Source organism: Streptomyces sp. NPDC031418 (assembly GCF_055581605.1).
In genome coordinates this window covers 1-14,351 of the sequence record NZ_JBVIJC010000041.1, presented here as the reverse complement: position 1 = coordinate 14,351, position 14,351 = coordinate 1, and the positions used below count along the sequence as shown (strand labels likewise).

General features: G+C 70.9%; 13 protein-coding genes. 7 read left to right on the top strand and 6 right to left on the bottom strand.

Going from position 1 to position 14,351, the window contains the following annotated elements:
- Positions 1 to 30 precede the first annotated feature (30 nt).
- Positions 31 to 1,041 carry a COX15/CtaA family protein gene (locus ACZ5CZ_RS38020; protein ID WP_468949393.1) on the top strand — a complete coding sequence of 337 codons (1,011 nt, stop codon included), beginning with the start codon at positions 31 to 33 and terminating at the stop codon, positions 1,039 to 1,041.
- A 10-nt stretch (positions 1,042 to 1,051) separates the two neighbouring features.
- On the opposite strand, the gene ACZ5CZ_RS38015 is transcribed toward ACZ5CZ_RS38020, so the two are convergent.
- The 4 genes from ACZ5CZ_RS38015 to ACZ5CZ_RS38000 all read right to left on the bottom strand — a co-directional run bounded on the left by ACZ5CZ_RS38015 (position 1,052) and on the right by ACZ5CZ_RS38000 (position 4,412).
- Positions 1,052 to 1,792, bottom strand: a complete 741-nt coding sequence (locus ACZ5CZ_RS38015) for a nucleotidyltransferase domain-containing protein (RefSeq protein ID WP_468949391.1) — start codon at positions 1,790 to 1,792, stop codon at positions 1,052 to 1,054.
- Between the two features lie 18 nt (positions 1,793 to 1,810).
- Positions 1,811 to 2,917 carry an amidohydrolase family protein gene (locus tag ACZ5CZ_RS38010; RefSeq protein ID WP_385843140.1) on the bottom strand — a complete coding sequence of 369 codons (1,107 nt, stop codon included), beginning with the start codon at positions 2,915 to 2,917 and terminating at the stop codon, positions 1,811 to 1,813.
- Between the two features lie 144 nt (positions 2,918 to 3,061).
- A complete protein-coding gene (locus tag ACZ5CZ_RS38005) occupies positions 3,062 to 3,382 on the bottom strand; it encodes a hypothetical protein (protein ID WP_385843138.1) in 321 nt (106 codons plus the stop codon).
- A gap of 58 nt (positions 3,383 to 3,440) precedes the next feature.
- Entirely contained in the window at positions 3,441 to 4,412 is a 972-nt protein-coding gene (locus ACZ5CZ_RS38000) for a heme o synthase (RefSeq protein WP_385843137.1), read from the bottom strand.
- 411 nt (positions 4,413 to 4,823) lie between these two features.
- Between ACZ5CZ_RS38000 and tkt the strand changes: the two genes are divergently transcribed.
- The 6 genes from tkt (at position 4,824) to ACZ5CZ_RS37970 (ending at position 12,080) form a co-directional block, all read left to right on the top strand.
- On the top strand, positions 4,824 to 6,911 hold the full coding sequence (tkt, locus tag ACZ5CZ_RS37995; protein ID WP_468949388.1) for a transketolase: 2,088 nt from the start codon (positions 4,824 to 4,826) through the stop codon (positions 6,909 to 6,911).
- 33 nt (positions 6,912 to 6,944) lie between these two features.
- Positions 6,945 to 8,063: a transaldolase gene (gene tal / locus ACZ5CZ_RS37990; protein WP_468949386.1), complete on the top strand. Its 1,119-nt coding sequence runs from the start codon at positions 6,945 to 6,947 to the stop codon at positions 8,061 to 8,063.
- A 1-nt stretch (position 8,064) separates the two neighbouring features.
- Positions 8,065 to 9,603, top strand: coding sequence for a glucose-6-phosphate dehydrogenase (zwf, locus tag ACZ5CZ_RS37985; protein WP_385843133.1), 1,539 nt, complete (start codon positions 8,065 to 8,067; stop codon positions 9,601 to 9,603).
- On the top strand, positions 9,600 to 10,676 hold the full coding sequence (opcA, locus tag ACZ5CZ_RS37980; RefSeq protein WP_385843132.1) for a glucose-6-phosphate dehydrogenase assembly protein OpcA: 1,077 nt from the start codon (positions 9,600 to 9,602) through the stop codon (positions 10,674 to 10,676). The genes zwf and opcA overlap by 4 nt, the downstream gene beginning before the upstream one ends.
- Entirely contained in the window at positions 10,673 to 11,455 is a 783-nt protein-coding gene (pgl, locus tag ACZ5CZ_RS37975; protein WP_468949383.1) for a 6-phosphogluconolactonase, read from the top strand. The genes opcA and pgl overlap by 4 nt, the downstream gene beginning before the upstream one ends.
- A gap of 130 nt (positions 11,456 to 11,585) precedes the next feature.
- Positions 11,586 to 12,080, top strand: a complete 495-nt coding sequence (locus ACZ5CZ_RS37970; protein ID WP_468949381.1) for a lamin tail domain-containing protein — start codon at positions 11,586 to 11,588, stop codon at positions 12,078 to 12,080.
- A 25-nt stretch (positions 12,081 to 12,105) separates the two neighbouring features.
- Here the strand turns inward: ACZ5CZ_RS37970 and ACZ5CZ_RS37965 are convergent, their stop codons facing one another.
- A complete protein-coding gene (locus ACZ5CZ_RS37965; protein WP_385843128.1) occupies positions 12,106 to 12,939 on the bottom strand; it encodes a carbohydrate ABC transporter permease in 834 nt (277 codons plus the stop codon).
- Positions 12,936 to 14,330 carry an ABC transporter permease subunit gene (locus ACZ5CZ_RS37960; RefSeq protein ID WP_468949379.1) on the bottom strand — a complete coding sequence of 465 codons (1,395 nt, stop codon included), beginning with the start codon at positions 14,328 to 14,330 and terminating at the stop codon, positions 12,936 to 12,938. Before ACZ5CZ_RS37960 ends, ACZ5CZ_RS37965 begins: the two co-directional genes overlap by 4 nt.
- Positions 14,331 to 14,351 lie beyond the last annotated feature (21 nt).

Sequence of the window (14,351 nt, the reverse complement as noted above, 5' to 3'; positions counted from 1 at the left end):
CGTGAAAGCGTGCACAAGCGGCGGCCTACGATGGTGCGCGTGTCAAAGCTGAACCGCGCCGACGCGACGGCGGCCCTGCGCAACCCGCTCGCCTTCATCGCCGACCGCTGGACTCCCGAGCCCCGGACCGTCCAGCGGGCGGCCCTCGCCGCCCTCGTGATGTCGGTGGTCATCGTCGTCACCGGCGGTGTCGTACGGCTGACCGCCTCCGGCCTCGGCTGCCCCACCTGGCCCGAGTGCACCGACGGATCGCTCACGCCGACACAGGCGCTGAGCTACCACAGCGCCATCGAGTTCGGCAATCGCATGCTCACCTACGTGCTGTGCGCGGCCGTCGGCTGGGCGATCATCGCCGCCCGCTCCGAGAAGCCCCGGCGGCGCAGCCTGACCCGGCTCGGCTGGGCCCAGTTCTGGCTGGTGATGAGCAACGCGGTCATCGGCGGCATCGTCGTGCTCGTGGGCCTCAACCCGTACACCGTCGCGGTGCACTTCCTGTCCGCCACGGCGCTCGTCGCGGTCGCCGCGGTGATGTGGCAGCGCACCCGCGAGGGCGACGGCGCGCCCCGGCCGCTGGTCGGCAAGGCCGTGCAGCAGCTGGTGTGGGTCCTGACGGCCGCGTCCCTGCTGCTCATCGTGGTCGGCACGGTGGTCACCGGGGCCGGGCCGCACGCGGGCGACTCCAGCGACGTCAAGCGGGTCCCCATCGACTGGGAGACCGTGGCCAAGCTGCACGCGGTGCTCGCCTGGATCGTGGTGACGCTGACCTTCGCGCTCTGGTTCGTCCTGAAGGCGGTCGACGCGCCGAAGGGGCCGCTGGACCGCACCCGCGAGCTGTTCCTCGTGCTGCTGGCGCAGGGCGTGGTGGGCTATGTCCAGTACTTCACCCACCTCCCCGAGGCGCTGGTCGCGGTCCACATGCTCGGCTCCTGCGTGATGTGGATCGGGGTGCTGCGCGTCCTGCTCGCCCTGCGCGAGCGCCCGGAGACCACGCTGGACCTGCCGGGCCCCTCCGCCGAGGTCACGGTCGGCACGCGCGCGTGAGGCGCTTGCGTCACCCGTAGGCGCCGACCAGGGCGTCGATCGCCGGACCCAGATACGCCCGGGTCAGCTCCGCCCGGCGGGCGGGCCAGTCCACGGACGCCGGAGCCGGGACCTCGTCGTAGCGCCGTCGGGCGATGTCCGCGACGACCTCGGCCGGCGCGCCGAGCGACGCCAGCTCGGTCAGGGCCTCCCGCTTCGGGATCAGCCGCCCGTCGCGCAGGGTCACGGTGGCCCGGGCGAAGGTCAGCAGGCCCGCGTCGACCCAGATGTCCCGTGTCCACAGCCGGGCCCGGTCCACATGGGGCCGCCAGTACTCCCGCTGGTCCCGTACGACGAAGGCGCGCAACTGCTCTTCCGGCACCGCCGGCAGCAGCCCGATCGGTGCCTCGCCGTACAGCACCCGGCCGAACGCGTGCAGCTCGCGCCGGGTGACGGGGGTGACCGGGCGGCGCATGACATGCTCGTGCGCCCAGGTGAGATGGGACCGGTCCGGGTCGTCCAGGGTGGCCGGGGTGAGATAGCTGCAGTGCAGCTTGGCGGCGAGCGGCTCGGTGCGCAGCCCGCGGTGCAGACGCACCACCCGGTGCACCGTCCTCAGGGACACCGGCTCCGGCAGTACGGCGATCAGGTCGAGGTCGCTGCGGCCCTCCTGGTAGTCACCGCCGGCCAGTGAGCCGTGCGCCCACACCGCGAGAGGGCGCAGCGGCAGCAGTCCGTCCAGGAACCGGTCGAGCAGGGTCGGGGTCGGCATGCCCTGAGTCTGGTCGGCTCACCCGAGGCCGTAAACCCGGCGCGCGTTGTCCGCCGCGATCAGCCGGGCCACCCGCTGGGCGTCCTCCAGCGACCACGCGCCCTCGGCGACCCAGGTGCCCAGGACCCGGGCCAGGGCGTCGCGGAAGAGACGGGCGCCGACGACATGCAGCTCGGGCAGGCCATGGGCGCCGGTCGAGAAGAGGATCTTGCCGAAGGGCGCCAGTTCCAGCATCTCGGCGAGGACCGCGGCCGCACGGGCGCCGGTGCGCACCAGCGCGGCGCCGGAATCGGCGTACACATGCGGGAAGACCCCGGCCAGGTGGGCGGCGTGGCGGTGGTACGGGTAGCCGTACAGCAGGACCAGATCGGTGCCGAGGCCGGCCGTGGCCCGGACGAAGTCGGTGAGCAGCACCGGGTCGGTCCGGTCGATCCGGGAGCCGGACTCGCCGAGTCCCGCGTGCAGCTGGAGCGGGAGGCCGCAGGCCACGGCGACCCACAGCAGATGGCGGAGCAGCACGGGGTCGGTGAGCGCTCCGCCGACCCGCCGGCCGGCCAGCCAGCGGCCCGCCGCGCCGCGCACCTCTCCGGGGCCGGGGGGTTCGGGCGCGAGCGCCAGTCCGTGTCTGAGGCCGGCGACGGAGGTGAAGGCGACCGCGTTCGCGGCGGCGCCGTGCACGGACTCGGCGAGGTTGGCGAGGAAGGACTCGACGGTGCCGGAGGTGTCGGCGACCTGCTCGGCGAGCAGCTCCAGCCGGACGATCTCGCGGGCCTCGGCTCCCCCGGCGGAGGCCAGCTCGGCGGGGCCGGTGAGATCGCCGGGCAGGCCGGTGTCGACGAGGTAGGTGGTGATGCCGCTGCCCCGCAGCAGCCTGCGGCCCGCCTCCAGGACGCCCAGTTCGCGGCGCCGGGCCAGATAGCGGGCGGGCGGGCAGTGCGGTTCCAGGCCGAGCAGGGGCGGGCACCAGCGGCGTACGGCGAAACCGGTCTGGGTGTCGAAGAGGGTGGTGCCCGGGGCCGGGGGTCCCTCGGTGCGGGCCAGCTGGGCCTCGAAGGTGCCGAGGCCCAGTTCCGTCCGCAGTACGCCGTGGCAGTACTGGTCCACGAGGGACGGCGTTTCGATCATCGGGACTCCCCCGTGCGGACGCTGTGCTGCCTTGCACGTCCTAACGGGTGAATCACGGTTCAGGTGGCGGCAACCCGCCAAATGGAGCCCGACCAGCCCCGGCGCTCCGCCCCGGACCAGCCTCCGAGCCGCCCCGGCCCCTGGCTAGCCTCCGACCTGGATGCCGGCCATCCGCTTCCACTCGTAGGCACCGGTCCGCACCTTCGCCGCGAACTCGCCGTCGAAGGACTCGTGGGTGGTGATCCCGGCCTTCTCGACGGCCTTCCGGGCGATCTCGGTGCTGGGGGCCACCAGGTCGCCCCAGCCGCCGTCCTCGCCGACGAGGACGATGCGGGCGCCGCGCCGGCCGATGTGGGCCACCTGGCCCTCCGCGCCGCCGTGCGCCTTCGCGAAGGCGCTGATCTGGTGGGCGAGCCGGGACACCTTGCGCTCGGCCCGCGCGTCAACCTGCTGCGTGTCTGCCATGACCAGGATGCTACTCACGAGTAGATCGGCTGGCGAGGGCAGCCCGCTGTGATGTGCGTCAGCGCAGGAACGGGTCCACCGCGACGGCCACGAAGAGCAGCGACACATAGGTGATGGACCAGTGGAACAGCCGCATCTCCTTCAGCTTGCCGCCCGTGACCTCGGCCTTGGCCCGGTTCTGGAGCGCGTGCGCCTCCCACAGCCACCAGCCGCCCGCGGCCAGGGCGACGGCCGTGTAGAACCAGCCGGTGTAGCCGAGCGGGGTGAGCAGCAGGGACACGGCGACCATGACCCAGCTGTAGATCACGATCTGCCGGGCCACGACCTTGTTGGAGGCGACGACCGGCAGCATCGGCACGCCCACGCGCGCGTAGTCGTCCTTGACCTTCATGGACAGCGGCCAGTAGTGCGGCGGCGTCCAGAAGAACATGACGAGGAAGAGGATGACCGGCGCCCAGGACATCGAGTTCGTGACCGAGGACCAGCCGATCAGCACCGGCATACAGCCCGCGATGCCGCCCCACACGATGTTCTGCGCCGTACGCCGCTTGAGGATCATGGTGTAGACGACGACGTAGAAGAGGAGCGCGCCGAGCGAGAGCCAGGCGCTCAGCCAGTTGACCGTGAGGCCGAAGAGCAGCGTGGAGACGATCGCGAGGGTGAAGCCGAAGGCCAGGCACTCGCGCGGGCTGACCATGCCGGTCACCAGCGGCCGCTGCGAGGTGCGGTCCATCAGGGCGTCGATGTCCCGGTCGATGTACATGTTCAGCGCGTTGGCGCCGCCCGCGGAGAGGTAGCCGCCGAGGCAGGTGAGCAGGACCAGCTTGAGGTCCGGCACCCCCTGCTGGGCCAGGAACATCACCGGCACGGTGGTGATGAGCAGCAGCTCGATGATCCGCGGCTTCGTCAGCGCCACGAACGCCTTGACACGGGCCCCGAACGGCCGGTGAACCGGGCTCTGGCTCGCACCACCGAGCACACCCGTTGGACGGGATTCGACGGCCGTCACGCACACCCCTGACAGAGACATCCCAGCAAGCCTCCCGTGTGAGGTCCCGGCAAAGGCTCGCGCGTACCACGCCACTTTAGACGTTGCCCATACTCCGGCCTTCGCGGGGGTGGGTCGTGTTGATGGCGGCCCCCGGAAGGAGGGCCCGGCGGCCCGGAACAGAAGCCTCCGAAAGCGACCCCCATAAGAGGGGACACCCCCCTCGATTGAGCGCTCAGATGACCGGCTCCGTATTCATGTGCCAAATGGCTTCTCGGCCAGTCGGCAGGCGGATCGCACAGAGTCCCGGCAGTCTGTAAACACTCGAAAAAACGCACGTCCTCACGGGGGTAGGCTCGTGCCGGTCGGCGGGCAGAAGCACGCCGGCGGCCGGGTGGGCGCACGCCCCGAAAGACCGGCGAAATGACATGTGGAGAGGAGCCCTGACCCAGGGTGAGCACCAAGCCGACCACCACAGACCTTGAGTGGACCGACCTGGACCAGCGGGCCGTGGACACCGCCCGTGTCCTGGCCGCCGACGCCGTACAGAAGGTCGGCAACGGCCATCCCGGTACGGCCATGAGCCTGGCCCCGGCCGCCTACACCCTCTTCCAGAAGGTGATGCGGCACGACCCGGCCGACCCGGACTGGGTCGGACGCGACCGCTTCGTGCTGTCCGCCGGCCACTCGTCCCTGACCCTCTACACGCAGCTCTACCTGGCCGGCTTCGGCCTGGAGCTGGACGACCTGAAGGCGTTTCGGACCTGGGGCTCCAAGACCCCCGGCCACCCGGAGTACGGGCACACCAAGGGCGTGGAGACCACCACGGGCCCGCTCGGCCAGGGTGTCGCCAACGCCGTGGGCATGGCGATGGCCGCCCGCTACGAGCGCGGTCTGTTCGACCCCGAGGCGCCGCAGGGCGAGTCCCCCTTCGACCACTTCGTCTACTGCATCGCCGGTGACGGCTGCCTCCAGGAGGGCATCGCCGCCGAGGCGTCCTCGATGGCCGGCCACCAGAAGCTGGGCAACCTGATCCTGCTGTGGGACGACAACCACATCTCGATCGAGGGCGACACCGAGACGGCCGTGTCCGAGGACACCGCCAAGCGGTACGAGGCCTACGGCTGGCACGTCCAGCGCGTGGAGCCGCAGGCCAACGGCGACCTGGACCCGAAGGCGATCTTCGCCGCGATCCAGGAGGCCAAGGCCGTCACCGACCGGCCGTCCTTCATCGCGATGCGCTCGATCATCGCCTGGCCGGCCCCGAACGCCCAGAACACCGAGGCCGCGCACGGCTCGGCGCTGGGTGACGACGAGGTCGCGGCCACCAAGCGCGTCCTCGGCTTCGACCCGGAGCAGAGCTTCCAGGTCGAGGACGAGGTCATCGCCCACACCCGGCAGGCGCTGGAGCGCGGTGCCCAGGCGAAGGCCGAGTGGGAGAAGTCCCTCCAGCTGTGGCGCGACGCCAACGCCGAGCGGGCCGCCGAGTTCGACCGGATCAGCAAGGGCGAGCTGCCCGCCGGCTGGGAGGAGAAGCTCCCGGTCTTCGAGCCGGGCAAGGGTGTCGCCACCCGTGCCGCCTCCGGCAAGGTGCTCCAGGCGCTCGGCGCGGTCATCCCCGAGCTGTGGGGCGGCTCCGCCGACCTCGCCGGGTCGAACAACACCACCATCGACAAGGACAGCTCCTTCCTGCCGAAGGGCAACCCGCTGCCGGAGGCCAACCCCTACGGCCGCACCATCCACTTCGGCATCCGCGAGCACTCCATGGGCGCCGAGATCAACGGCATCGCCCTGCACGGCAACACCCGGATCTACGGCGGCACCTTCCTGGTGTTCTCCGACTACATGCGCAACGCCGTGCGCCTGTCGGCCCTGATGCACCTGCCGGTGACGTACGTGTGGACGCACGACTCCATCGGTCTGGGCGAGGACGGCCCGACCCACCAGCCGGTGGAGCACCTGGCCTCGCTGCGCGCCATCCCGGGCCTGAACATCGTCCGCCCGGCCGACGCCAACGAGACCGCGGTCGCCTGGCGCGAGATCCTGGGCCGCTGGACCAAGGAGTTCGGCAAGGGCCAGCCGCACGGTCTGGCGCTCACCCGCCAGGGCGTGCCGACCTACGAGCCCAACGAGGACGCGGCCCGTGGTGGCTATGTCCTGTTCGAGGCCGAGGGCGGCGACGCGCAGGTGATCCTGATCGCGACCGGTTCCGAGGTGCACGTGGCGGTCGAGGCGCGCGAGCAGCTCCAGGCCGACGGCGTCCCCACCCGCGTCGTGTCCATGCCGTGCGTGGAGTGGTTCGAGCAGCAGGACCGGGGGTACCGGGAGTCCGTGCTGCCGCCGTCCGTGAAGGCCCGGGTCGCCGTGGAGGCGGGTATCGGTCTGACCTGGCACAAGTACGTCGGGGACGCCGGCCGCATCGTTTCCCTGGAGCACTTCGGTGCTTCGGCCGACGGCAAGCTGCTCTTCCGCGAGTTCGGTTTCACTGCGGAGAACGTGGCCGCCAAGGCGCGGGAATCCCTCGCCGACGCCCAGCGCTGACGCTCATATACGACACGTAGGAGATGTAATTCCATGACAGACGCACTCAAGCGCCTCTCCGACGAAGGCGTCGCGATCTGGCTGGACGACCTGTCGCGCAAGCGGATCACGTCCGGCAACCTCGCCGAGCTGATCGACCAGCAGCACGTCGTGGGCGTCACCACCAACCCGACGATCTTCCAGAAGGCGATCAGCAGCGGCGACGGGTACGAGCAGCAGCTCGCGGACCTCGCCGCCCGCAAGGTCACCGTCGAAGAGGCCATCCGCATGATCACCACGGCGGACGTCCGCGACGCCGCCGACATCCTGCGGCCGGTCTTCGACGCCACGGACGGCCAGGACGGCCGGGTCTCCATCGAGGTCGACCCGCGCCTCGCCCACAACACCCGGGCGACCGTCGCCGAGGCCAAGCAGCTGGCCTGGCTGGTGGACCGCCCCAACACCCTGATCAAGATCCCGGCCACCCAGGCGGGTCTGCCGGCGATCACCGAGGTCATCGGCCTCGGCATCAGCGTCAACGTCACGCTGATCTTCTCCCTGGAGCGCTACCGCGCGGTCATGGACGCCTACCTGGCCGGTCTGGAGAAGGCCCGGGAGCGCGGCCTGGACCTGTCGCTGATCCACTCCGTGGCGTCCTTCTTCGTGTCCCGCGTGGACACCGAGATCGACAAGCGGCTGGACGGCATCGGCACCGACGAGGCCAAGGCGCTGCGCGGCAAGGCCGCCGTCGCCAACGCGCGTCTCGCCTACCAGGCGTACGAGGAGGTCTTCTCCTCGGACCGCTGGAACGCGCTGGAGAACGCGGGCGCCAACAAGCAGCGTGCGCTGTGGGCGTCGACCGGTGTGAAGGACCCGGCCTACCAGGACACGATGTACGTCACCGACCTGGTCGCGCCGAACACGGTCAACACCATGCCGGAGGCCACCCTGGAGGCCACCGCGGACCACGGCCGGATCACCGGCGACACCGTGCGCGGCACCTACGAGCAGGCCCGTGCCGACCTGGACGCGCTGGAGCAGCTCGGCATCTCCTACGACGACGTGGTGCAGGTGCTGGAGGACGAGGGCGTCGAGAAGTTCGAGGCGTCCTGGAACGACCTGCTGAAGTCGACCGAGGCGGAGCTGGAGCGCCTCGCCCCCACGGAGGGCTGAGTTGTCACCCCTCGCAGGTTCCGGAGCGAACCCGCTTCGTGACCCCGCCGACCGACGGCTCCCGCGTATCGCGGGGCCGTCGGGCCTGGTGATCTTCGGCGTCACGGGCGACCTGTCCCGCAAGAAGCTGATGCCCGCGGTGTACGACCTCGCCAACCGGGGTCTGCTGCCGCCGGGCTTCTCGCTGGTGGGCTTCGCCCGCCGCGAATGGGCCAACGAGGACTTCGCACAGGAGGTCCACGACGCCGTCAAGGCGCACGCCCGTACGCCGTTCCGTGAGGAGGTCTGGCAGCAGCTCATCCAGGGGATGCGCTTCGTCCAGGGCACCTTCGACGACGACGACGCGTTCGAGCGGCTGCGCGCCACCATCGAGGAGCTGGACAAGGCCCAGGGCACGGGCGGCAACTTCGCCTTCTACCTGTCGGTGCCGCCGCGCTCCTTCCCGGTGGTCATCCAGCAGCTGAAGAAGCACGGGCTGGCCGACCAGACCGGTGGTTCCTGGCGCCGCGCGGTGATCGAGAAGCCGTTCGGGCACGACCTGAAGTCGGCCGAGGAACTGAACAAGGTCGTGCACGAGGTGTTCGAGCCGGACCAGGTGTTCCGGATCGACCACTACCTCGGCAAGGAGACCGTCCAGAACATCCTGGCGCTGCGCTTCGCCAACACGATGTTCGAGCCGATCTGGAACCGGTCCTTCGTGGACCATGTACAGATCACCATGGCCGAGGACATCGGCATCGGCGGCCGCGCCGGCTACTACGACGGCATCGGCGCCGCCCGTGACGTCATCCAGAACCATCTCCTCCAGCTGCTCGCGCTGACCGCGATGGAGGAGCCCGCCTCCTTCGACGCGGACGCGCTGGCCGCGGAGAAGACCAAGGTGCTCGGTGCCGTGCGGCTGCCGAAGGACCTGGGCGCCTCGACCGTGCGCGGTCAGTACGCGGGCGGCTGGCAGGGCGGCGAGAAGGTCATCGGCTACCTCGAAGAGGACGGCATCGACCCGAAGTCGAAGACCGACACCTATGCCGCGATCAAGTTGGAGATCGACAACCGCCGCTGGGCGGGCGTCCCCTTCTATCTGCGCACCGGCAAGCGGCTCGGCCGCCGCGTGACGGAGATCGCGGTGGTCTTCCAGCGGGCCCCGCACTCCCCCTTCGACCACACGGCGACGGAGGAGCTGGGGCAGAACGCGATCGTGATCCGGGTCCAGCCCGACGAGGGCATCACGGTCCGCTTCGGCTCCAAGGTGCCGGGCACCTCGATGGAGATCCGGGACGTGTCCATGGACTTCGCGTACGGCGAGTCGTTCACGGAGTCCAGCCCGGAGGCGTACGAGCGGCTCATCCTGGACGTGCTGCTCGGCGACGCCAACCTCTTCCCGCGCACGGAGGAGGTCGAGCTGTCCTGGGAGATCCTCGATCCGATCGAGGACTACTGGGATAAGCACGGCAGGCCCGCCCAGTACCGGTCGGGCACCTGGGGTCCCGCCGAGGCCGACGAGATGCTCGCACGAGACGGACGGAGCTGGCGCCGGCCATGAAGATAGACCTGACCGACACCACCGCCGGAGAGATCAACAAGGCGCTCGTGCAGGGCCGCCGCGCCATCGGCACACCCGCCGTCGGCATGGTCCTGACCCTCGTCATCGTCACCGACGAGGAGAACGCGTACGACGCGCTGAAGGCCGCCAACGACGCCTCGCGCGAGCACCCGTCGCGCACGCTCGTGGTCATCAAGCGGGTCTCCCGCACCCCGCGGGACCGCACCACCTCCCGGCTGGACGCCGAGGTGCGGGTCGGCGCGGACGCGGGCACCGGCGAGACGGCCGTCCTGCGGCTGTACGGCGAGGTGGTCGACCACGCCGACTCGGTGGTGCTGCCGCTGCTGCTGCCGGACGCCCCGGTCGTGGTGTGGTGGCCGGTGAACGCGCCGCTGGACCCGGCGAACGACCCGCTGGGCGCGCTGGCCCAGCGCCGGGTCACCGACTCCTACGCCGCCGAGCAGCCGGTGCGGGAGCTGTCCGCCCGCGCCGACAGCTACACGCCCGGTGACACCGACCTGTCCTGGACGAGGATCACCCCGTGGCGTTCCATGCTCGCGGCGGCGCTCGACCAGGTCTCCTGCGAGGTCACGGCCGTCGAGGTGGAGGGCGAGGAGTTCAACCCGAGCTGTGAGCTGCTGGCGATGTGGCTCGCGGACCGGCTGGACGTGCCCGTCCGGCGCTCCCTGTCCGCGGGTCCCGGCCTCACGGCGGTCCGCATCGACACCGACTGCGGCCCGATCGTGCTGGACCGCGCGGACGGTTCGCTGGCCACGCTGTCCATCGAGGGCCAGCCGGCCCGCGCGGTGGCGCTCAAGCGGCGGGACACCGCCGAGCTGATCGCAGAGGAGCTGCGCCGGCTGGACCCGGACGACACCTACGCGTCGGCGCTGCGCTACGGCGTGAACCGGCTGAACACGGTTCCGGAACAGGCGGCCGGGGAAGCCGCCGCGCCGACCGCGGAGCCGGTCGCCGAGCCGGAGCCGGTCGAGGAAGCGGTCAAGGCGCCCGCGAAGAAGGCGGCGGCCAGGACCGCCAAGAAGGCACCGGCGAGAAAGGCGACGGCGAAGTGAGCACTCCGCAGCTGGTCGTCCACCGTGACAAGGAGCTGATGGCGCAGGCCGCCGCAGCCCGCCTGATCACGAAGATCGTGGACGCGCAGACCTCCCGGGGCAGCGCGTCCGTGGTCCTCACCGGCGGCCGCAACGGCAACGGCCTGCTGGCCGCGCTGGCCGCGGCGCCCGCCCGGGACGCCATCGACTGGGGCCGGCTCGACCTGTGGTGGGGCGACGAGCGCTATCTGCCCGAGGGCGACCCGGAGCGCAATGTCACCCAGGCCCGCGAGGCGCTGCTGGACGCCGTACCGCTGGCCCCGGAGCGCGTGCACGCCATGCCCGCCTCCGACGGTCCGTACGGTACGGACGTCGAGGCGGCGGCCGAGGCGTACGCGGCCGAACTGGCGAAGGCGGCCGGGCCGGAGAACCACGGTTCCGTGCCCTCCTTCGACGTCCTGATGCTGGGCGTCGGCCCGGACACCCATGTGGCCTCGCTCTTCCCGGAGCTGCCGGCCGTACGGGAGACCGAGCGCACGGTGGTCGGCGTGCACGGCGCGCCCAAGCCCCCGCCGACCCGGATCTCGCTGACGCTTCCGGCGATCCGCGCGGCCCGCGAGGTCTGGCTGCTCGCGGCGGGCGAGGACAAGGCGCAGGCCGCGGCCATCGCCCTGTCGGGCGCGGGCGAGATCCAGGCCCCGGCGGCCGGCGCGTACGGCAGGCAGCGCACGCTGTGGCTGCTGGACGCGGCGGCGGCTTCCCAGCTGCCGAGGTCCCTGTACCCGCCCGCCTCGGCGTGACCGCCTGAGCACCGAACGACTGAGGTCCCCCCTCGATCGAGCTTCACAGTTTCCGCACCGAATGTTCATACAACGGTCAACTTCTGTGTAAGCTCCTGGCGCTGCATCCGCACCAGTGAGGGGGGACCTCATGCGTATACGCTTCACCCTGGCCGCCGTTGCGACGGCCGGCACGCTCGCCGTCGCCGTCGCCGCGCCGGCCCAGGCCACCGAGTACTCCTCCGCCCTGAAGATCAAGGGCGTCCAGTACGACGCGCCGGGCCGCGACTCCAACAGCTGCCGCACCGGCAACACCAGGGACGAGTACCTGACCATCAAGAACTACTCGCGCAGCACGACCGTCAACCTCAAGGGTTACGTCGTGAAGGACGCGGCGGGCAACCGGTTCACGTTCCCGTCGAACCACTACCTCCAGCCCGGCGACTATGTGAAGCTGCGCGGCGGCCGCGGCACCGACTCGGACGCGCACAACGTCGTCTACCGCCAGAACTGCAACTTCCTCTGGAACAACGACAAGGACACCATCTACCTCGTCAAGCCGTCCGGCGCCCACGCGGACACGCACTCCTACACCAAGTCCCGTGACGACCGGGACGGCGACGGCTACATCTCCTTCCACGGCTGACCGGCGGCGGGCCCGGCGGGCCCGGTCATTTGACCGAGCCCGCCATCACGCCCTGGACGAAGTGCCGCTGGAAGGCGAAGAACACCACCACCGGCACGATCAGGGAGAGGAACGCGCCCGGTGCCAGGACGTCGATGTTGCTGCCGAACTGGCGGATCTGGGACTGGAGTTCCACGGTGAGCGGCTGGGCGGAGCTGTCGGCGAAGAGCAGCGCGACCAGCATGTCGTTCCAGACCCACAGGAACTGGAAGATGGCGAGCGAGGCGAGGGCCGGACGGCCCACCGGCAGCACCAGCCGGGTGAAGATGCGCCACTCGCCGCCGCCGTCCATCCGCGCGGCCTCCAGCATCTCCTTCGGGATGTCCGCGAAGTAGTTGCGGAGCAGGAACACCGCGAAGGGGAGCCCGTAGGCCACATGGAAGAGAACGACGCCGGGGATCGTGCCGAACAGGCCGAGCGCGCCGAAGAGTTTGGCCACCGGCAGCAGACCGAGCTGGACCGGCACCACCAGCAGGGCGACCACCAGCAGGAAGAGCGGCTCGCGCAGCGGGAAGTCCAGCCAGGCGAAGGCGTATCCGGCGAGCGCGGCCAGACCCACGACGAGGGCCGTGGCCGGCACCGAGATCAGCACCGTGTTCCAGAAGGCCTGGGTGATACCGGAGTTCTTCAGCAGCGCCGTGTAGTTGTCGAAGGACAGCTGCCCGGGTCCGGCCGTCCACCAGCCGCCCTTGGCGGTGTCCTCGGAGGAGCGCAGGGAGGAGACGAACAGGCCTGCCAGGGGGGTCATCCAGATCAGCCCGACCACCACCAGGAACGCCTGGACCAGCCCGTTGCCCAGGCCGCGCCGGATCGCGTTCATCGCTGACTCCTTCGGAAGCGCCGTACGTTGAAGACCATCGCGGGGACCACGAGGAGCAGCAGGAGCACACCGAGGGCGCTGCCGAGGCCCTGGTTGTCGCCGCCGCCGAACGAGACCAGCCACATCTGGGTGGCCAGCACGGTGGCGTCCTCCTGCACCGGCCCCGGGGCGATGATGTAGACGAGGTCGAAGACCTTCATCACATTGATCACAAGGGTCACGAAGACCACGGTGAGCACGGGCGCGAGCAGCGGGACGGTGATCCGCCGGAAGATCTGCCACTCGTTCGCGCCGTCCATCCGCGCGGCCTCCAGCGCGTCCCGCGGAAGGGTCGACAGACCGGCGCCGATCAGCACCATCGCGAAGCCCGTCCAGATCCACAGGTAGGCGCCGATGATGGCCGGGGTGACCAGGGTCGGGCCGAGCCAGGAGACGCCCTGGTAGGGCTGGGCGAAGTCGGACGCCGGGAGTTTCACCGTGTACCGGCCCGGGTGCAGGCCGGGGAAGCGGAAGGAGCCGTCGGCGGCGGTGGTGGTGCTCGCGGCCGTGCTGCCGTCGCGCACCGCCTGGACCGTCACCCCGGGCAGCCCGCTCTCCTTCGGGTCGACCCTGCCCGGCCGGCCTGCGCCGCCGGGGGTGAAGTCCAGGTAGACGACACCGCGCAGTTCGCCGGGGGGCGCCTTGCGGGCCGCCGCCGGGCGGGCGGGGGCGGCGTTCTTCGGCAGGTCCCTGGGCAGGACGCCGACCAGCGGGAGCGTGACGGTCCGGCCCGGCGCCGCGGTCGTACGGTACGAGCCGTCCGCGTCCCGGGTCAGCAGACCGTCGCGGCCGCGGGCCGTCGGGTAGGCCGGGGTGCCCTGGAAGGCGTCGTGCACGGAGACGACGGCCGCGTTCAGGACGCCCTTGTCCGGGTCCTCGTCGTAGGCGAGCCGGAAGATGATGCCGGCGGCGAGGAAGGACACGGCCATCGGCATGAAGAGCAGCAGCTTGAAGGCGGTGGCCCAGCGGACCTTCTCCACCAGCACGGCCAGCACCAGGCCGAGGAAGGTGAGCAGGGCCGGGGCCACGACCACCCAGATCGTGGTGTTCCGGATGGCCTTCAGGGTCGCCGGGTCACGGAACATCTCCGTGTAGTTGTCGCCGCCGACGAACCGGGTGCCGGAGGCGTCGAAGAAGCTGCGGCCGACGGAGAACAGCACCGGGTAGACGACGAGCGCGCCGAGCAGGAGCAGCGCGGGGAAGACGAAGAGCAGGGCGATCAGCCGGGCGCGCCGCCGGCCGCGGCGCGCGGGCGCCGGGCCGGCGGGGGGGCGCGGGGCCGCCCTCTTTTTTCCCAGTGCTGTGGTGGGCGTTGGGTCTGTCGCTCCATCCCGGTAGGGCTTTGCCGCCATGGAATCCCACCTTGCCGAGGT